Origin of the sequence: Bradyrhizobium sp. 45 (assembly GCF_023073155.1) — a bacterium.
GTDB lineage: Bacteria > Pseudomonadota > Alphaproteobacteria > Rhizobiales > Xanthobacteraceae > Bradyrhizobium > Bradyrhizobium canariense_D.
Genome location: NZ_JADPIX010000110.1, coordinates 115,314 through 132,904, shown reverse-complemented (window position 1 = coordinate 132,904; position 17,591 = coordinate 115,314). Strand labels below are relative to the sequence as shown.

Below are 17,591 nucleotides of genomic sequence, written 5' to 3'. Positions count from 1 at the left end.
TCAACGCTAAACTTACGGGACTTTCTCTCATGGCTACCTACGATCTCGTCGTCATCGGCACCGGACCGGGCGGTTATGTCTGCGCGGTGCGTGCAGCGCAGCTCGGCATGAAAGTCGCCGTGGTGGAAAAGAACGCGACGCTCGGCGGCACCTGCCTCAATGTCGGCTGCATGCCGTCGAAGGCGCTGCTGCATGCCTCCGAAATGTTCGAGGAGGCCGGGCATTCCTTCGCCAAGATGGGCGTCAGCGTCTCCGCGCCGAAGCTCGATTTGCCTGCGATGATGAACTTCAAGCAGCAGGGCATCGACGGCAACGTCAAGGGCGTCGAGTTCCTGATGAAGAAGAACAAGATCGACGTGCTCAAGGGCGCCGGCAAGATTCTCGGCACCGGCAAGGTCGAGATCTCCGCCGACGGCAAGTCGCAGGTCGTCGAAACCAAGAGCATCGTGATCGCCACCGGCTCGGACATCGCGCGGCTCAAGGGCATCGAGATCGACGAGACCCGCATCGTGTCGTCGACCGGTGCGCTGTCGCTGGACAAGGTCCCCGGCAAGTTGCTGATCGTCGGCGCCGGCGTGATCGGCCTCGAGCTCGGCTCGGTCTGGCACCGTCTCGGCGCCGAAGTGGTCGTCGTCGAATTCCTCGACCGCATCCTGCCCGGCATGGACGGCGAGATCGCCAAGCAATTCCAGCGCATCCTGGAGAAGCAGGGCTTTGCCTTCAAGCTCAGTGCCAAGGTCACGGGCGTGGACACCTCCGGCAAGACGCTGAAGGCGACGATCGAGCCCGCCGCGGGGGGCGCTGCCGAGACGCTGGAGGCCGACGTCGTTCTCGTCTGTATCGGCCGTGTGCCGTACACGGAGGGGCTCGGCCTGAAGGAAGCCGGTGTTGCACTCGACAATCGCGGCCGCGTGCAGATCGACCCGCATTTCGCCACCAGCGTGAAGGGCGTCTATGCCATCGGCGACGTCGTCGCGGGCCCGATGCTCGCGCACAAGGCCGAGGATGAAGGCGTCGCGGTTGCCGAGATCATCGCCGGGCAGGCCGGCCACGTGAACTACGATGTTATCCCAGGCGTCGTGTATACCACGCCGGAAGTATCCTCCGTCGGCAAGACCGAGGAGGAGCTGAAGCAGGCGGGCGTGGCTTATACGGTCGGAAAGTTTCCCTTTACCGCCAACGGGCGCTCCAAGGTCAACCAGACCACCGACGGCTTTGTGAAGATTCTCGCAGATGCGAAGACCGATCGCGTCCTCGGCGTGCACATTATCGGCCGCGAAGCCGGCGAAATGATCCATGAGGCAGCCGTTCTCATGGAGTTTGGCGGCAGCGCGGAGGATCTCGCGCGCACGTGCCACGCGCACCCGACGCGCTCCGAGGCCATCAAGGAAGCCGCGCTTGCAGTCGGCAAGCGGGCCATCCATATGTAGGTCGCGCCCAGCGCCGAATCGGGCGGGAAACACATGCTACGCCGCCTGCTTCAACCGGTCTGGGTCCTGCTTGCGATCATCTTCCTGATCGAAGCCTGGCTGTGGGACCATCTCGAACCGATCGTCGCGCGGGTTGTCGCAATCGTCCCGCTTGCGCGGTTCAAGCAATGGCTGTCGGACCGCGTCGATGCGCTGTCGCCAGCGATGACGCTGATCGTGTTCGCTGTACCGATCGTCCCGCTGTTTCCGCTCAAGCTGGTTGGCCTGTGGCTGCTCACGCACGAATACTGGACCAGCGCGGTCTTCACCATCGTGTTCGCAAAGCTGCTCGGGGTCGGCGTCACCGCCTTCGTGTTCGACGTGACGCGCGACAAGCTGATGGAGATGGCGTGGTTCGAGCGGCTCTATGATCTGGTGCTGAAGCTGCGTGCCAAGGCCGCCGAGCTGGTCGATCCGGTCAAGCGACGCATCAAGGAGCTGATCGCCGGCAACGGCGAAGGCTGGTCCTCCCGCACGCTCCGCCTGATCCAGCGCTTTCGCAAGAGCGTGCACGAAGCGCGGTGAAGCCTCACCGCAGACTCGCTGTCATCGCCCGGCTTGACCGGGCGATCCAGTATTCCAGAGACGGCAATGGCTACGGAGAAGCCGCGGCGTACTGGATGCCCCGGTCAAGCCGGGGCATGACAGCGCGCATGTCGCTGCGCTCATGCGGGCTACGAGCCTCAATGCAGATGCAGCAGATGCGGCGACCATGCGCCGAGCATGGTCATCCCAAGTCCGGCAAGCGACAGCAGGCCCGCGATCCAGGCGAGCGGCAGCATGCCGGTGATGATGGTGGCTGAGGCCAGCACGATGCCGATCTGGAAGGCGGCGGACGCCAGCTCGAAGTGATGATATTTCGCAGTCGCCTCGTCGCGCTCATGCTCGGCGTGCTTGGCCTTTTCGGCCAGCTGCTCGGTGCCTTCGCCGGTCTCCGGCTCGGAGCGGTAGCGCTGCGCGGTCTTCTGCCAGTCCTCGATCTGCTTCTGCACGGCCACCTTGTTGGCCTCGTCGCTCGCCGCGCCGAGGATGAGCTTGCCCTGGTCGGCCATGGTCTGCACCACGGTGCGGCGGATGCTCTTGGCCTGGAAGAACGCCCAGAGGTTGGAGGCCTCGACGTTCTTGCTGATCGATTCGGTCTGGGCGCCCTTGCCGAGCGTCTCGGAGATCGCCAGGAACAGCGCCAGAACCGCGATCAGGAGCGCGATCTTCTTGTTCGAGCCGGACGCGTGTTCGGCGTGCTCGGCATGCTCCATGCTTTCATGTGCGCTCATAAATCCCTCCTGCCTGTTTACCAACGATTGACCGAACTGCGCGACGGGCGCAAGTGGCAAGCCGCGATGGCCGTTGCAATTAAGGGTTTCGCGTCGGGGCTGATCTAGTCCTGTCCCATGACCACAGCGGAATTCATCGCAGCCTGCGTCTGGCCTTCCATCCTCGCATCCGCGCTTGCGCTGCTGAAGGCCCGCAACACCGCGGCCTTTCCGTTCGTCGGCAAGATTGTCCTCGCGCTTGGCCTGACCTACATCGGCCTGTTGCGGTTTTATGACAAGAGCTCGATCATCGCAGTCAACGACGTCCATGTCGGCCTCGTTGTTCTGGGCCTGATTATCGTCGGCTCGCAGCTGCGACAACCTCCGCTGTACGGCTCATGGCGTGACCAGGCGAAGGCGTTCGCCTCGATGATCCTGATCGTGCTGCTCGGCAGCGGTCTTGCATGGTATGCCGGACGAATGCTGTTTCTCGATCACCTGACGTCCCGCCTTGTGATCGAAGGCCGTGTCGATCGTGCGTGGAGGTCAGGTAGCCGCCGCAAAGCGGACTATCTCGTTCGCATCGCGGGCCAACCGGTGAAGGTCACGGCGCCGCTGTACGAGCGGCTGGAGACGTTCAGGCCGATGGTCCGCGTCGAGGTCGGGCGCGGCTCGAACTACGTCTACGATATCGAGTATCTCGCCAACTGAGCCGCTATCGGCGCGGATGCGCGCTGGCATAGACTTCCAGCAGCCGCTCGGCATCGATGCCGGTATAGATCTGCGTGGTCGAGAGCGAGGCATGGCCGAGCAATTCCTGGATCGCGCGCAAATCGCCGCCGCGTGACAACAGGTGCGTGGCGAAGGAATGCCGGAGCGCGTGCGGCGTGGCGCTGTCGGGCAGGCCGAGCGCGCCGCGCAGCCGCTCCATCGCGAGCTGGATGATGCGCGGGCTCAAGGGCCCGCCGCGTGCGCCGACGAAGATCGGCCCCTCCGCCGGCAGCGGATACGGGCACATGGAAACGTATTCTTGCACCAGTGCGAGCACGTTCTGGAGCACCGGCACCATGCGGGTCTTGTTGCCTTTGCCCGTCACGATCAGCACGTCGCCTTCACCGGGACGCGGGACCTCGCGGCGCGTCAGCCCCAGCGCTTCGGAGATGCGCAGGCCTGAGCCGTAGAGGAGAGCCATCACGGCGGCGTCGCGCGCAAGAATCCAGGTCTCGCGGTCCTCGCCGGCGCGCTCGTCGGCGTCCGCAAGACGTTTGGCCGACGCCATCGGCAGCGGCTTGGGCAGGCTCTTTGCGACTTTCGGCGCGCGGATCGCCGAGAGCGCCCCGACCTTGCCCTTGCCTTCGCGCTCGAGAAAGCGGCCGAACGAGCGCAGGCCCGCGAGCGCGCGCATCAGGCTGCGGCCGGCAATATCGTCGGCGCGGCGCATCGCCATGAAGGCTCTGATATCGGTGGCCTCCAGCGCGGCGAAACGCTTTAGCGTCACTCGCTCGCCCCAATGGCCGCAGAGGAAAATCAGGCACTGCCGCAAATCGCGGGCATAGGCTTCCAGCGTCTTCGGCGACAGCCGCCGCTCCGCGCCGAGATGCGACAGCCAGCGCGTCATCTCCCGCGCGATGTCAGGATCGGCGCTGGCGAGCTCGATTTGTGGGGCGGCCGCTTTGCTCATGCGCTCTGGACGTGGTGATTCCACTCAGTATATCGCATCACACTCGTTTATCGTTCGCTAAGGCCGCCTCAGGGCGCTAGCCTTGAAGCCCCCGGGTTCCGATTCCCCCTCCATGGATCACACGTCGCGCAGCAACGCCGTCTCCGCCAACGCGACCCGCATGGTCGACGTGCTGGTGCCGGTCGCGCTCGACCAGACCTATTCCTACAAGGTGCCGCGCGGAATGGAGCTGAAGGCGGGCGATATTATTGGCGTGCCGCTCGGCCCGCGCGAGGTGCTCGCCGTGGTCTGGGCCGAAAACGCCAATCCTGATCCGCGCCTGCACAACCGCCTCAAGGAGGTCAGCGAAAAGCTCGACATCCCGCCGTTGAAGCCCGAGCTGCGTGCGGTCGTGGACTGGATCGCCAATTACACGTTGAGCCCGCGCGGCATGGTGCTGCGCATGTGCCTGCGGATGGGCGAAAACCTCGGCCCCGAGCGGGTGCGCGCCGGCGTGCGCCTGGTCGGCGATCCGCCAAAACGTCTGACGCCGGCGCGGCAGCGCCTGATCGAGGTGCTGTCGGACCGGCTGCTGCACGGCAAGTCCGAGGCGGCCAGAGAGGCCGGGGTTTCGGCCGGCGTGATCGACGGCCTCGTCGACGAAGGAACGCTCTCGGTCGAGCCGATGCCCCCGCCTCCGCCGCCGCCGGCCCCAGATCCGGATTTCAGCCGGCCGGATTTTTCGCCGCTTCAGCGCGCCGGGGTCGATGCCATGCGCGCACTCGCCGCCAACGGCAGCTTTCACGTCGCGCTGCTCGACGGTGTCACCGGCTCGGGCAAGACCGAGGTTTACTTCGAAGCCGTCGCCGAGGCGATCCGCCGCGGAAAACAGTCGCTCATCCTGATGCCGGAGATCGCGCTCACCGGCCAGTTCCTCGATCGCTTCGCGCAGCGCTTTGGCGTGCGCCCTCTGGAATGGCATTCCGAGCTGACGCCGCGCACCCGCGCGCGCAATTGGGCGGCGATCTCCGAGGGCAGCGCGCCGGTTGTGGTCGGCGCGCGCTCGGCGCTCTTTCTGCCCTACGCCAATCTCGGCCTCATCGTGGTCGATGAAGAGCACGACCAAGCCTACAAGCAGGACGAGGGCGTGCATTATCACGCCCGTGACATGGCGGTGGTGCGCGCGCATATCGCAAAGGTTCCGATCGTGCTGGCGTCGGCGACGCCGTCGGTCGAATCCGAGGTCAATGCGCGCAAGAACCGCTATCAGCGCATCGCTCTGCCGTCGCGCTTCGGCGGCCAGCACATGCCACATATCGAGGCCATTGACATGCGCCGCGAGCCGCCGGCGCGCGGCCGCTTCATCTCGCCGCGGCTGGCGTCCGAGATCAGGACCGCGATCGAGCGGCGCGAGCAGGCGCTACTGTTCCTCAATCGCCGCGGTTATGCGCCGTTGACGCTGTGCCGCGCCTGCGGCCATCGCTTCGCCTGCACCATCTGCGATGCCTGGCTGGTCGATCACCGCTTCCGCCAGCGCCTCGTCTGTCACCATTGCGGCTTCTCGATGCCGCGCCCGCAAACCTGTCCGCATTGCGCGGCGGAGGAATCGCTGGTCGCGGTCGGGCCCGGCGTCGAGCGCTTGCAGGAGGAGGCGGCGGCGCTGTTCCCGGAGGCCCGCACCATGGTGCTGTCGAGCGATCTCATCACCTCGATCGAGACGATGCGCTCCGAGCTGAACGACATCGCGGAGGGCCGCGTCGACGTCATCATCGGCACCCAGCTCGTCGCCAAGGGCCACAATTTTCCGCGGCTCAATCTGGTGGGCGTGGTCGATGCGGATCTCGGCCTGTCCAATGGCGATCCGCGCGCCTCCGAGCGCACCTGGCAGTTGCTCAACCAGGTGATCGGCCGCGCCGGGCGCGAGCAGGGCCGTGGCATCGGTTATCTCCAGACCCACCAGCCCGATCATCCCGTGATGAAGGCGCTGATCGCCTGCGACCGCGAAGCGTTCTACGATAGCGAGATCGATTTGCGCGAACGCACGCTCTATCCGCCGTTCGGGCGGCTCGCGAGCCTGATCATTTCCGCCGGCGACCGGCCGAGCGCCGAAGGCTTTGGCCGCCACCTCGTTGCGCTCGCGCCGCGCGACGAACGCGTTGTGGTGCTGGGCCCGGCGGAAGCCCCGCTCGCGGTCATCAAGGGCCGCTACCGCTTCCGCATCCTGGTGAAATCGGCGCGCGGCTTCGACCTGTCGGATTATCTGCGCAACTGGCTTGCCGCATGCCCGAAGCCGAAGGGCAATCAAAAGCTCGAAGTCGACGTCGATCCGCAGAGCTTTTTGTAAGGAGCTGCAAAACTCCCCGTCATTGCGAGCGCAGCGACTTGTCCGCCGAAGCTTTAGCGAAGGCGGAAGCAATCCAGAATCCCTCCACGGAGGCAGTCTGGATTGCTTCGTCTCTCCGCTCCTCGCAATAACGGCGGAAGAACAAACAAAAAGCCCGCCGTCCCCCAAGACGGCGAGCTTGTTTCAGGCGTCGCGCTTTAGGAGACGACTTCGGCAGTGACGCGGCCGACGCCGGCGCCGGTGAGGCCGATGGCACGGGCAGCGCCCGTGGAGAGGTCGAGGACACGGCCGCGGATGAACGGGCCACGGTCGTTGATGGTGACGATGACGCTCGAGCCGCCATGGGTGACACGCAGCTTGGTGCCGAACGGCAGTGAACGGTGCGCCGCGGTCATGGCGTTCTGGTTGAAGCGCTGGCCGGAGGCGGTCCTGCTGCCGGACTCGTTCCCGTAAAAGGAAGCCATGCCGGAGAAGGAACGTCCGGTGCCCTGCGACGGCGTCATCGATGCATTGGCGTTACGCCAATCGGAGGTCGTGTTGGCATCGGTCTGGGCGTGGTGGCGGTGATGATGGTGGGAATAGCGATGGTGATGGCGGGATTTGGCGGAAGCTTCGGTGGCAGTTCCCCCGATGAGAAGAGTTGCGGCAACAAAGGCGATCGCCTTACGCGGCCGGGTCACTGAGCCCAGCGTCTTCAAACAAAGCATATATTGGTCCCTAAGCTAGTATTGCCACATATGTGGCAAGTGGAGCCCCCGTAAGTTTGCGAGCGGGATCGCGTTTCGATTCCTAATGAGGCGTGAATTGGGCAGTAAATCCGTTCTGTGTCGCTGTGTAATATCTTGTTACCGGCAGGGATATTCGGCCGACATTCCGTAATATTGGAATTTAGCAGTTTGTTAACCTCTATATTACTCGCGAATACTGTAAAACGAAGTCATCGCTTTCCGCATTTAGAATTCAGAAAGTATTCGGCGAGTGGAGCCGGGAGGGCTGGAATCACGCCTCAGCGATCCGTGTTCATGGCGGCTATGCGCTGAGGGCAGGAACCAATCGCCGGCCTCGGCTCAGGGTTGGGCTTAAGCGCTGTGGCAATTCCGCGGCATGGCAAGGTCGTCGTCGCGTCGTCGTGGAGTGCGACGAACTGGCGACAGAACGTCATGCCTTTAATTTGGCGTCATGTTGCACGTGCGCGCCTGCTATGTTAGCAAAGCCGCGATTTTAACGAGCCCGGCACTTCCGTGCGGGGTCGAAAATCGAAGTCCCGCTTGAATTCCAAGGGCTTGGATCGCTAGGCGCCGCTTCGTGGCGACGGTTTTTCCCTTGCGAGTTTGACAGCAAAAAGAGCACGTCTGTGGCTGCAGAAGATACGTCCGTTTCCGGTGTGTCGGGCCGTTATGCAACGGCCTTGTTTGAACTGGCCCGCGACCAGAAAGTGGTCGACGAGGTCAAAGCCGATCTCGAAAAATTCGAGGGCATGCTGAACGAAAGCGCCGATCTGAAGCGCCTCGTCCGCAGCCCCGTGTTCGCGGCCGATGCCCAGTCCAGAGCCCTCTCGGCCGTGCTGGACAAGGCCGGCATCGCCGGCATCTCCGCCAATTTCCTGAAAGTGCTGACCGCCAACCGCCGCCTGTTCGCGGTGGCTGACGTCATCCGCGCCTATCGCGCCCTGGTCGCCAAGTTCAAGGGCGAGGCGACGGCCGACGTCACCGTGGCGGAGGCGCTCTCGGACAAGAATCTCGACGCCCTCAAGGTTGCCCTGAAGTCGGTGACCGGCAAGGACGTCGCGCTCAACGTGAAGGTCGATCCCTCGATCATCGGTGGCCTCGTGGTCAAGCTTGGCAGCCGAATGATCGATAGCTCGCTTCGCACCAAACTCAATTCGATCAAGCACGCGATGAAAGAGGCAGGCTGATGGACATCCGCGCCGCGGAAATTTCCGCGATCCTCAAGGACCAGATCAAGAATTTCGGCCAGGAAGCTGAAGTCTCCGAAGTCGGACAGGTGCTGTCCGTCGGCGACGGTATCGCTCGCGTTTTCGGTCTGGATAACGTCCAGGCCGGTGAAATGGTCGAATTCGAGAACGGCACCCGCGGCATGGCGCTGAACCTCGAAACCGACAACGTCGGTATCGTTATTTTCGGCGCTGACCGCGAGATCAAGGAAGGTCAGACCGTCAAGCGCACCCGCGCCATCGTGGACGCGCCGGTCGGCAAGGGCCTGCTCGGCCGCGTCGTCGACGCGCTCGGCAACCCCATCGACGGCAAGGGCCCGATCCAGGCCGACAAGCGCATGCGCGTCGACGTCAAGGCGCCCGGCATCATTCCGCGCAAGTCGGTGAACGAGCCGATGGCGACCGGCCTCAAGGCGATCGATGCCCTGATCCCGATCGGCCGCGGCCAGCGCGAGCTGATCATCGGCGACCGTCAGACCGGCAAGACCGCGATCGCGCTCGACACCATCCTCAACCAGAAGCCGCTCAACGCGCAGCCGGACGAGAACATCAAGCTGTATTGCGTCTACGTCGCGATCGGCCAGAAGCGCTCGACGGTTGCCCAGTTCGTGAAGGTGCTGGAAGAGCAGGGCGCGCTCGAATATTCGATCATCGTCGCCGCCACCGCGTCGGATCCGGCACCGATGCAGTACATCGCGCCGTTCACCGGCTGCACCATGGGCGAGTACTTCCGCGACAACGGCATGCACGCCGTCATCATCTATGACGATTTGTCCAAGCAGGCCGTCGCCTACCGCCAGATGTCGCTCCTGCTGCGCCGCCCGCCGGGCCGCGAAGCCTATCCGGGCGACGTATTCTATCTGCATTCCCGCCTGCTCGAGCGCGCGGCGAAGCTGAACAAGGACCAGGGTTCGGGCTCGCTGACGGCGCTGCCGGTCATCGAAACCCAGGCCAACGACGTGTCGGCCTACATTCCGACCAACGTCATCTCGATCACCGACGGCCAGATCTTCCTGGAAACCGACCTGTTCTTCCAGGGCATTCGCCCCGCGGTGAACGTCGGTCTGTCGGTGTCGCGCGTCGGCTCCTCGGCACAGACGAAGGCCACCAAGAAGGTCGCCGGCAAGATCAAGGGCGAGCTCGCGCAGTACCGCGAAATGGCGGCGTTCGCGCAGTTCGGCTCCGACCTCGACGCCTCGACCCAGCGCCTGCTCAATCGCGGCTCGCGTCTGACCGAGCTCCTGAAGCAGCCGCAGTTCGCGCCGCTGAAGATGGAAGAGCAGGTCTGCGTGATCTGGGCCGGCACCAACGGCTATCTCGACCCGCTGCCGGTCAACAAGGTGCGCGCGTTCGAGGACGGTCTGTTGTCGCTGCTGCGCGGCAAGAACGTCGAGATCCTCAACGCGATCCGCGACAGCCGCGATCTCTCCGACGACACCGCCGCCAAGCTGAAGTCGGTGGTCGAAGGTTTCGCCAAGAGCTTCGCATAAGAGAACGGTCGCAAGGCCGGGCTTCTTGTCCCGGCCTTCCGTGCCTCACTGCATGGAAACGAAGACGTGGATGCCCGGGACACGCCCGGGCATGACGACTGGGATAGGCTAGCGGCTTGATCCAAGGGGTCGAACCGCCGGGGTGAACGAAGAATGGCGTCACTTAAAGACATGCGCGTCCGCATCGCCTCCACCAAGGCGACGCAGAAGATCACCAAGGCCATGCAGATGGTCGCGGCGTCCCGGTTGCGCCGCGCCCAGCAAGCGGCCGAGGCGGCGCGGCCCTATGCCGACAAGATGAGCGCGGTGATCTCCAACATCGCCAGCGCTGCCGCCGGTTCGCCCGGCGCCCCGGTGCTGCTGGCCGGCACCGGCAAGGATCAGGTTCACCTACTGCTGGTCTGCACCGGCGAGCGTGGTCTGTCCGGCGCGTTCAACTCCTCGATCGTGCGCCTCGCGCGCGAGCGCGCCCAGGCGCTGTTGGCGCAGGGCAAGGAAGTCAAATTCTTCTGCGTCGGCCGCAAGGGCTACGAGCAGCTCCGCCGCCTGTACGACAAGCAGATCGTCGAGCATCTCGACCTGCGCGGCGTTCGTCAGCTCGGCTTCGTCAACGCGGACGACATCGCCAAGAAGGTGCTGGCCCGCTTCGATAACGGCGAATTCGACGTCTGCACGCTGTTCTACGCGCAGTTCAAGTCGGTGATCGCCCAGGTCCCGACCGCGCAGCAGATCATTCCGCTGACCGTGGAAGAAAAGGCGGCGACCGCGCCGTCGACGTCCTACGACTATGAGCCGGAGGAAGACGAACTCCTCTCCGGCCTGTTGCCGCGGAACATCGCGGTGCAGATTTTCCGTGCGCTGCTGGAAAACAACGCCTCGTTCTATGGCGCGCAGATGAGCTCCATGGACAACGCCACCCGCAACGCCGGCGAAATGATCCGCAAGCAAACCCAGATCTACAACCGAACCCGTCAAGCCCAGATCACCAAGGAGCTGATCGAGATCATCTCCGGCGCCGAGGCGGTCTGACGCACGAACCAAACGACGGTCGTTCAAGTAAAGAATTTCGAAGGAGAGCTTCATGGCTACAGCAGCTACCCAGGTCGGTCGCGTCACCCAGGTCATGGGCGCCGTCGTCGACGTTCAGTTCGAAGGCCATCTGCCGGCCATTCTGAATTCGTTGGAAACCAGGAACGGCAACATCCGCCTCGTGCTGGAAGTTGCACAGCATCTCGGTGAGTCCACCGTGCGCACGATCGCGATGGACGTGACCGAAGGTCTGGTCCGCGGCCAGGAAGTGACCGACACCGGTCAGCCGATCTCGGTTCCGGTGGGTGCAGGCACGCTCGGGCGCATCATGAACGTGATCGGCGAGCCGATCGACGAAGCCGGTCCGATCCAGTCCGAAGGCATGCGCGCCATCCACCAGGAAGCGCCGAGCTACACCGACCAGTCGACCGAAGCTGAAATTCTCGTCACCGGCATCAAGGTCGTCGACTTGCTCGCGCCCTACGCCAAGGGCGGCAAGATCGGCCTGTTCGGCGGCGCCGGCGTCGGCAAGACCGTGCTGATTCAGGAGCTGATCAACAACGTCGCGAAGGCGCACGGTGGTTACTCCGTGTTCGCCGGCGTCGGCGAGCGTACCCGCGAGGGCAACGACCTCTATCACGAGTTCATCGAGTCCAAGGTCAACGCCGATCCGCATAATCCGGATCCGAGCGTCAAGTCGAAGTGCGCGCTGGTGTTCGGCCAGATGAACGAGCCGCCCGGCGCTCGCGCCCGCGTCGGCCTCACCGGTCTGACCGTCGCCGAGCACTTCCGCGACCAGGGCCAGGACGTGCTGTTCTTCGTCGACAACATCTTCCGCTTCACCCAAGCCGGCTCTGAAGTGTCGGCGCTGCTCGGTCGTATCCCGAGCGCCGTGGGTTACCAGCCGACGCTCGCCACCGACATGGGCGCGCTGCAGGAGCGCATCACCACCACGCAGAAGGGTTCGATCACCTCGGTGCAGGCCATTTACGTTCCGGCCGACGACTTGACCGACCCGGCGCCCGCGACCTCGTTCGCGCATTTGGACGCCACCACGGTGTTGAACCGCGCGATCTCGGAAAAGGGCATCTATCCGGCGGTGGACCCGCTCGACTCGACCTCGCGCATGCTCTCGCCGCTCGTCGTCGGCCAGGAGCACTACGACACCGCGCGTCAGGTCCAGCAGGTGCTGCAGCGCTACAAGTCGCTGCAGGACATCATCGCCATTCTCGGCATGGACGAGCTTTCGGAAGAGGACAAGCTGACGGTGGCCCGCGCCCGCAAGATTGAGCGCTTCCTGTCGCAGCCGTTCCACGTCGCCGAAATCTTCACCGGCTCGCCCGGCAAGTTCGTCGACCTCGCGGACACCATCAAGGGCTTCCGCGGCCTCTGCGAAGGCAAGTACGACCACCTGCCGGAAGCCGCCTTCTACATGGTCGGCACCATCGAAGAGGCGATCGAGAAGGGCAAGAAGCTGGCGGCCGAGGCGGCCTAAGCTGCGAAGGGCGAGCAGGGAGTAGCGAATAGTCGCGCCGCTCCCGCTCCATTCGCAATTCGCTACTCACCATTCGCAGGTTTCCAATGGCCACCTTCCACTTCGATCTCGTCTCGCCGGAAAAGCTCGCCTTCTCGGGCGAGGTCGACCAGGTCGATATCCCCGGCGTCGAAGGTGACTTCGGCGTGCTGGCGGGACACGCGCCGGTCGTGGCCGCGATCCGGCCCGGCATTCTCACCGTGACCACCGGCGGCAAGCACGAGAAGATCATCGTGCTCGGCGGTATCGCCGAAGTCTCCGAGAAGGGCCTGACCGTACTCGCCGACGTCGCGACCTCGCTGGCCGAGCTCGACCGCGCGCAGTTCGCCGCGACCATCTCGGAGATGGAAGAGGGCTTGAAGGAGCACGAAGGCAACGAGCTCGATCAAGCCATCGCCCGGCTCGACCACTTCAAGAGCATCCAGCAGCAGCTCAGCAGCACGGCGATGCACTAAGCCCCGGTGCACTGCGCCGGGGCCCGAACTGAAAATTCCTGAATAAGTTCAGCGCTCGTCACGGGAGTGGCGGGCGCTGAAACTTTGTTGCACGGCGCCGCCGATAGCGCCATTCTGCGCCCGCGAACTTTGTTCCGGGGGCCGACCGCAGATGAAACGCAAGATCGCAGCGATTTTCGCGGCCGATATTGCCGGTTACTCGCGACTGGTTGCGGAAGACGAAGAGGAGACGCTGCGGCGTCTCGCCGCCTATCGCGAGGTCGTCGATGATTTCATTGCCAGGGCGGGCGGACGCATCTTCAACACCGCGGGCGATGCCGTGCTTGCGGAATTTCCAAGCGCAGTCGATGCGGTGCGCTGCGCGATCGACATTCAGGAATCCCTGCGAACCCGCAACATGGCCTATCCGCCGAGCCGGCAGATGTCGTTCCGCATCGGTATCACCATCGGTGACGTGGTCGAGCGCGACGGCGATCTGCTCGGTGACGGCGTCAATATCGCCGCCCGGCTCGAGGGCCTCGCCGAGGTCGGGGGCATCTGCGTCTCCCGCGCCGTGCACGAGCAGGTCGCCAACAAGCTGTCGGTGCAGTTCGCCGATATCGGCGCGCAGGAGGTCAAGAACATCCCGACGCCGGTGCACGCCTACATGGTGGCGATGCGGCGCGGGGACGGTAGCTACGCGACGCCGCAGATCAAGAAGGTGACGAAGGCTGAGGCCGCGCCGAACTGGATGTGGCCGCTGGTGGTCGGTGTCGTCTCCGTCGTCGCCATCGGCGTCGGCGGCTTCCTCTATTTCACCAAGCTCGAGACGACCAGGGCGCCGGCGGTTGCAGTGACCGCGCCAAGCCCAGCATCAAGTCCGATGCCCAACGCGGCTGCGGCAGCAGCGCCAAGCCCGTCATCCACCATGGCGGCGAAAGCGCCGATGCCCATGCCGGCACCATCGGCTTCACCGATGGCCGGCAAGTTTCCTGCCGACAGCGTCCCCTTCATCAACGAGCGCATCCGCAACTACCTGGCCGGCGACTATTCCGCTGCCGGCGACTACAAGGCGTTCGCACTCAATGTCGGCGGGTTCACCGGCGCGTCGTTGAATCAGCCGAACGAGGAAGCCGCGCGCAACGCCGCACTCGATCAGTGCCAGAAGCGCGCCGATGCCGCGCAGTCGCCGCGGCGTTGCGAGCTCTATGCAGTCGGCAACAATGTGGTCTACACGCACGGCAAACCGCCGATGCCGCCGCAACCGTTCGTCCGGCATGATGCCATGACCGAGCGCGCCTTCGCCTCGAAAGACTTTCCGATGGTGCGCGATCCCGCCAAGGTCCGGCTCGAGAACATGTTCGTGCCCGCGGCAAAATCCCGCGCGGTCGCGCTCGGCCCCGGCGGCCAATATTTCATGGTGATGGGCGCATCGTCCACCGACGATGCCGCGCGGCGTTCACTGGAATCGTGCGGTGCGATCGCCGGCGTCGCCTGCCTGGTCGTTGCGGTCGACGAGAATTTCGTCGTGCCGATCCCGACCCTGCTCCGGATCACCGGCTTCTTCCATGCGGCGTCGAACGCCTCGATCATCGCAGATGCGCGCGACGAGGTCGTGCGCAAGCTCGCCGACGGCATGGGCTGGAACGCCGTCGCGGTCGGCACCGCGGGCCGGCCGGGCCTCGGCCTCAAGGCCGCGGACGAGCAGACCGCCGTCAATTCCGCGCTCGCCGACTGCGCCAAGCGCGACAGCGACTGCCACCTCATCGCAATCGGCCCGTTCACGGTGGGACCGATCAACTAGGCTCACGCAAATTTCCGGGCAAAGTTCTCTAATGATTTCAACCCCGTTCTACTGTGCATGGGGTTGTTTTTCGCGTTTTTAGTTCGCGAACGGCGCAAACTGCTGCGCCACTGCGCTGTAGACGTGGCGGCGGAACGGCACCACGACATCGGGGACGCGGTCGAGCCGCTCCCAGCGCCAGGCGTCGAACTCGGCGGGCTGCCCGTTGCGCGGCGTCAGCGGATCGATCTCGTCATCCTTGCCGGTGAAGCGTAACGCGAACCATTTCTGGCGCTGGCCGCGGAATTTCGCCAGTCGATGTGTCTGCGGCCCGTCATATGGCGGGAATTCGTAAGTCAACCAGTCGGTCTCGCCGAGATAGGATGCGCTCTTGACGCTGGTCTCTTCCCAGAGCTCGCGCAGCGCGGCATCGCGCAAATCCTCGCCCTCGTCGACGCCGCCCTGCGGCATCTGCCAGTCCAGACCCGGCAGGATGATCTCGGGTCCGTCGCCCTTGAAGCGGTGCCCGATCAGCACGCGGCCATCGGCATTGAACAGCGCGATTCCGACATTGGGACGGTAGGGTTTTTCAGTGCTCACGCGTGGATCTCTCGTCGTCATTTCAGGATGTGCATTAGAGCGTTTTCGAGCGAAGTGGATACCGGTTCGCGTCAAGAAAACGCGTCAAAATAAAAAACTAGAGCCCCGTCCCGATTCTATCGGAACGGAACTGGCTCTAGCATCAACCTGGAATGGCGACTTGAACTAATCCTGCGCCAGCGCGGAAAATTCCTTCACCACGCGCTCGTAGACCGGGCGCTTGAACGGGACGATCAGCCCGGTCAGGTTCTTCATCGGCTCCCAGCGCCAGCTCACGAACTCGGCCTTGTGACCGCCGCCGGGCTTTTCGACGTTGATCTCGCTATCCTTGCCGGTGAAGCGGACCGCGAACCATTTCTGGCGCTGACCGCGGTAGCGGCCCTTCCAGGTGCGCCCGGCGACCGTGCGCGGAATGTCGTAAGTGAGCCAGTCCGGAACTTCGCCGAGCCGCTCAACCGAACGCACGCTGGTCTCCTCATAGAGCTCGCGCTTGGCGGCCTCCCAATTGTCCTCGCCGGGATCGACGCCGCCCTGCGGCATCTGCCAGACATGGGTGTCGTCGACATGCTCGATGCCGCCAGCGCGGCGGCCGATGAACACCAGTCCGTCCTTGTTGAGCAACATCACGCCGACGCAGGTCCGGTAGGGCAGATCCTCGTAACGCGCCATTCCGCCAGACCTCTCGCATGCTGTCGGTAAGGCTTAAGCAGGCCCCGCGGGCCTGTACCATACCAATCCGTTGATTTAGCTGGATTTTGATTTCAGCATCGCGGTTGTCAATGGCACCAAAAGGATACCTCGGTCGCCCAATGTCTTGGTCCAGGCGCCGATGCGCTCGATCGAGACCGGGAGGGCGGAGGCGGTGCCCACGGCCACGCCGCGCTCGCGCGCCGCCGCTTCGAGCTTGGTCAGGGCGCGGTCGATCTCGGCCGGGGTCGGCACCGCGTCAATCGCGATATCGCCCTTGCCGAACGGCATCGCCTGGCTGCCGGCCGCTTGCGGCGCGATGCTGCGCGGCGAGGAGCCGTCGTCGAAGAAGCCGAGCCCGCGCTTGGCCGCCTCGCGGATGATCGGCTGCATCGCCGGCTCCGTCGCGATGAAGCGGGCGCCCATGAAATTGGTGAGGCCGGCATAGCCCTGCATCCGGCTCAAATGCCAGTACAGGCGGTCCATGTTCTGGTCGGCACTCAGCGAGGTCAGCAGCGTCTGCGGTCCCGGATCGTTGTCGGGGAAGTCATAGGGCTCCATCGGGATCTGGAGGAAGATCTCGTGGCGCTGGGCGCGGGCGCGCTCGGCGAGTTTTCCTGGATCGGACCCATAGGGCGTGAAGGCCAGCGTCACCGCCGCTGGCAACCGCATGATGGCATCGGTGGTCTTGGCGGCGCCGACGCCGAGGCCGCCGATCAGGATCGCGACCACCGGCATCTTGGCGGCCTTGGCGCGGTCGGCATCCGCCGCATAGACGTTGAACGGCTTCAGATCCCCGGAAACCGCGGGGATCATGCCATAGCGCGATTTCTCAAGAAGTTTTGGGTCGATCCCGGCCATGACGGGCGGCGGTGCGGAGGCCGCCGCCGTCTCGCTTTTGCCGGCGGCATCGCCGCCGATCACCACGTCGTGGCGCATGCCGGTGGAACCGTCGATCATGGTGACGGTCTTCTGCTCGCCCGCCTGCTTCGGTGCGTCCTTGGTCTCTTGCTTGCTTTCCTGCTTGCTGTCCTGGCCATGGCCGGCCGCGGCCGGCTTGTCGTCGCCAGCCTTGTCTGCGGCATTGGGTTCGCGGATCGCGAGCCGTGTCATTGGCTCGCCGCCGAGCGGATCCTTGTTGAAGATGGCGAAGCCGGCAAAGGTGACCAGGAACAGTCCGAGCAGGACCGCGAGCAGCTGCATGGCCGTGAACGGCAGCCGCAGCCGACGTTTCCGGCGCGGCTTGTCCCGTCCGAGCGGGGCGCTCAGATCATCGGCCGTTTCAGTCATGCGCGATCCCGAATCACTCAGCAATGACGATACCACGCCGGGGTCAAGCGGCGGCAGGCCGGGA

16 protein-coding genes are annotated in these 17,591 nt (G+C 64.4%); 10 read left to right on the top strand and 6 right to left on the bottom strand.

What is annotated here, in order from left to right; genetic code table 11:
* Positions 1 to 29: 29 nt before the first annotated feature.
* Entirely contained in the window at positions 30 to 1,430 is a 1,401-nt protein-coding gene (gene lpdA, locus IVB42_RS19530; protein ID WP_018459835.1) for a dihydrolipoyl dehydrogenase, read from the top strand.
* Between the two features lie 33 nt (positions 1,431 to 1,463).
* Positions 1,464 to 1,994, top strand: coding sequence for a hypothetical protein (locus IVB42_RS19525; protein ID WP_018459836.1), 531 nt, complete (start codon positions 1,464 to 1,466; stop codon positions 1,992 to 1,994).
* Between the two features lie 158 nt (positions 1,995 to 2,152).
* Here IVB42_RS19525 and IVB42_RS19520 read toward each other — a convergent pair whose 3' ends face one another.
* Positions 2,153 to 2,743, bottom strand: a complete 591-nt coding sequence (locus IVB42_RS19520; RefSeq protein WP_026233888.1) for a DUF4337 domain-containing protein — start codon at positions 2,741 to 2,743, stop codon at positions 2,153 to 2,155.
* Between the two features lie 117 nt (positions 2,744 to 2,860).
* Between IVB42_RS19520 and IVB42_RS19515 the strand changes: the two genes are divergently transcribed.
* A complete protein-coding gene (locus tag IVB42_RS19515; RefSeq protein ID WP_018459838.1) occupies positions 2,861 to 3,433 on the top strand; it encodes a hypothetical protein in 573 nt (190 codons plus the stop codon).
* Positions 3,434 to 3,437: 4 nt separating this feature from the next.
* Here IVB42_RS19515 and IVB42_RS19510 read toward each other — a convergent pair whose 3' ends face one another.
* Complete coding sequence (locus IVB42_RS19510; protein ID WP_018459839.1) at positions 3,438 to 4,403, bottom strand: tyrosine recombinase XerC; 966 nt, start codon at positions 4,401 to 4,403, stop codon at positions 3,438 to 3,440.
* A 112-nt stretch (positions 4,404 to 4,515) separates the two neighbouring features.
* On the opposite strand from IVB42_RS19510, the gene IVB42_RS19505 reads away from it, so the two are divergent.
* Positions 4,516 to 6,726: a primosomal protein N' gene (locus IVB42_RS19505; protein WP_018459840.1), complete on the top strand. Its 2,211-nt coding sequence runs from the start codon at positions 4,516 to 4,518 to the stop codon at positions 6,724 to 6,726.
* Positions 6,727 to 6,923: 197 nt separating this feature from the next.
* Here the strand turns inward: IVB42_RS19505 and IVB42_RS19500 are convergent, their stop codons facing one another.
* A complete protein-coding gene (locus IVB42_RS19500; protein ID WP_026233889.1) occupies positions 6,924 to 7,433 on the bottom strand; it encodes a septal ring lytic transglycosylase RlpA family protein in 510 nt (169 codons plus the stop codon).
* A gap of 647 nt (positions 7,434 to 8,080) precedes the next feature.
* Here IVB42_RS19500 and IVB42_RS19495 point away from each other — a divergent pair.
* The 6 genes from IVB42_RS19495 to IVB42_RS19470 all read left to right on the top strand — a co-directional run bounded on the left by IVB42_RS19495 (position 8,081) and on the right by IVB42_RS19470 (position 14,971).
* Positions 8,081 to 8,641: a F0F1 ATP synthase subunit delta gene (locus tag IVB42_RS19495; protein WP_027566412.1), complete on the top strand. Its 561-nt coding sequence runs from the start codon at positions 8,081 to 8,083 to the stop codon at positions 8,639 to 8,641.
* Positions 8,641 to 10,170: a F0F1 ATP synthase subunit alpha gene (gene atpA / locus IVB42_RS19490; RefSeq protein ID WP_018459843.1), complete on the top strand. Its 1,530-nt coding sequence runs from the start codon at positions 8,641 to 8,643 to the stop codon at positions 10,168 to 10,170. The genes IVB42_RS19495 and atpA overlap by 1 nt, the downstream gene beginning before the upstream one ends.
* 153 nt (positions 10,171 to 10,323) lie before the next feature.
* On the top strand, positions 10,324 to 11,199 hold the full coding sequence (locus IVB42_RS19485; RefSeq protein WP_026233891.1) for a F0F1 ATP synthase subunit gamma: 876 nt from the start codon (positions 10,324 to 10,326) through the stop codon (positions 11,197 to 11,199).
* 52 nt (positions 11,200 to 11,251) lie between these two features.
* Complete coding sequence (gene atpD, locus IVB42_RS19480) at positions 11,252 to 12,694, top strand: F0F1 ATP synthase subunit beta (protein ID WP_007598896.1); 1,443 nt, start codon at positions 11,252 to 11,254, stop codon at positions 12,692 to 12,694.
* Positions 12,695 to 12,780: 86 nt separating this feature from the next.
* Positions 12,781 to 13,188: a F0F1 ATP synthase subunit epsilon gene (locus IVB42_RS19475; protein WP_018459845.1), complete on the top strand. Its 408-nt coding sequence runs from the start codon at positions 12,781 to 12,783 to the stop codon at positions 13,186 to 13,188.
* 151 nt (positions 13,189 to 13,339) lie between these two features.
* Positions 13,340 to 14,971, top strand: a complete 1,632-nt coding sequence (locus IVB42_RS19470) for an adenylate/guanylate cyclase domain-containing protein (protein ID WP_018459846.1) — start codon at positions 13,340 to 13,342, stop codon at positions 14,969 to 14,971.
* A gap of 78 nt (positions 14,972 to 15,049) precedes the next feature.
* On the opposite strand, the gene IVB42_RS19465 is transcribed toward IVB42_RS19470, so the two are convergent.
* The 3 genes from IVB42_RS19465 to IVB42_RS19455 form a co-directional block, all read right to left on the bottom strand.
* Positions 15,050 to 15,550, bottom strand: a complete 501-nt coding sequence (locus tag IVB42_RS19465) for an RNA pyrophosphohydrolase (protein WP_018459847.1) — start codon at positions 15,548 to 15,550, stop codon at positions 15,050 to 15,052.
* A gap of 165 nt (positions 15,551 to 15,715) precedes the next feature.
* Complete coding sequence (locus IVB42_RS19460) at positions 15,716 to 16,219, bottom strand: RNA pyrophosphohydrolase (RefSeq protein ID WP_018459848.1); 504 nt, start codon at positions 16,217 to 16,219, stop codon at positions 15,716 to 15,718.
* 75 nt (positions 16,220 to 16,294) lie between these two features.
* Entirely contained in the window at positions 16,295 to 17,527 is a 1,233-nt protein-coding gene (locus tag IVB42_RS19455) for a divergent polysaccharide deacetylase family protein (RefSeq protein ID WP_018459849.1), read from the bottom strand.
* Positions 17,528 to 17,591 lie beyond the last annotated feature (64 nt).

Excerpts from the sequence above, each read along its gene's own strand:
- lpdA (WP_018459835.1), top strand. The coding sequence starts at position 30 with ATGGCTACCTACGATCTCGTCGTCATCGGCACCGGACCGGGCGGTTAT.
- IVB42_RS19525 (WP_018459836.1), top strand. The coding sequence starts at position 1,464 with ATGCTACGCCGCCTGCTTCAACCGGTCTGGGTCCTGCTTGCGATCATC.
- IVB42_RS19520 (WP_026233888.1), bottom strand. The coding sequence starts at position 2,743 with ATGAGCGCACATGAAAGCATGGAGCATGCCGAGCACGCCGAACACGCG.
- IVB42_RS19515 (WP_018459838.1), top strand. The coding sequence starts at position 2,861 with ATGACCACAGCGGAATTCATCGCAGCCTGCGTCTGGCCTTCCATCCTC.
- IVB42_RS19510 (WP_018459839.1), bottom strand. The coding sequence starts at position 4,403 with ATGAGCAAAGCGGCCGCCCCACAAATCGAGCTCGCCAGCGCCGATCCT.
- IVB42_RS19505 (WP_018459840.1), top strand. The coding sequence starts at position 4,516 with ATGGATCACACGTCGCGCAGCAACGCCGTCTCCGCCAACGCGACCCGC.
- IVB42_RS19500 (WP_026233889.1), bottom strand. The coding sequence starts at position 7,433 with ATGCTTTGTTTGAAGACGCTGGGCTCAGTGACCCGGCCGCGTAAGGCG.
- atpA (WP_018459843.1), top strand. The coding sequence starts at position 8,641 with ATGGACATCCGCGCCGCGGAAATTTCCGCGATCCTCAAGGACCAGATC.
- IVB42_RS19485 (WP_026233891.1), top strand. The coding sequence starts at position 10,324 with ATGGCGTCACTTAAAGACATGCGCGTCCGCATCGCCTCCACCAAGGCG.
- atpD (WP_007598896.1), top strand. The coding sequence starts at position 11,252 with ATGGCTACAGCAGCTACCCAGGTCGGTCGCGTCACCCAGGTCATGGGC.
- IVB42_RS19475 (WP_018459845.1), top strand. The coding sequence starts at position 12,781 with ATGGCCACCTTCCACTTCGATCTCGTCTCGCCGGAAAAGCTCGCCTTC.
- IVB42_RS19470 (WP_018459846.1), top strand. The coding sequence starts at position 13,340 with ATGAAACGCAAGATCGCAGCGATTTTCGCGGCCGATATTGCCGGTTAC.
- IVB42_RS19460 (WP_018459848.1), bottom strand. The coding sequence starts at position 16,219 with ATGGCGCGTTACGAGGATCTGCCCTACCGGACCTGCGTCGGCGTGATG.
- IVB42_RS19455 (WP_018459849.1), bottom strand. The coding sequence starts at position 17,527 with ATGACTGAAACGGCCGATGATCTGAGCGCCCCGCTCGGACGGGACAAG.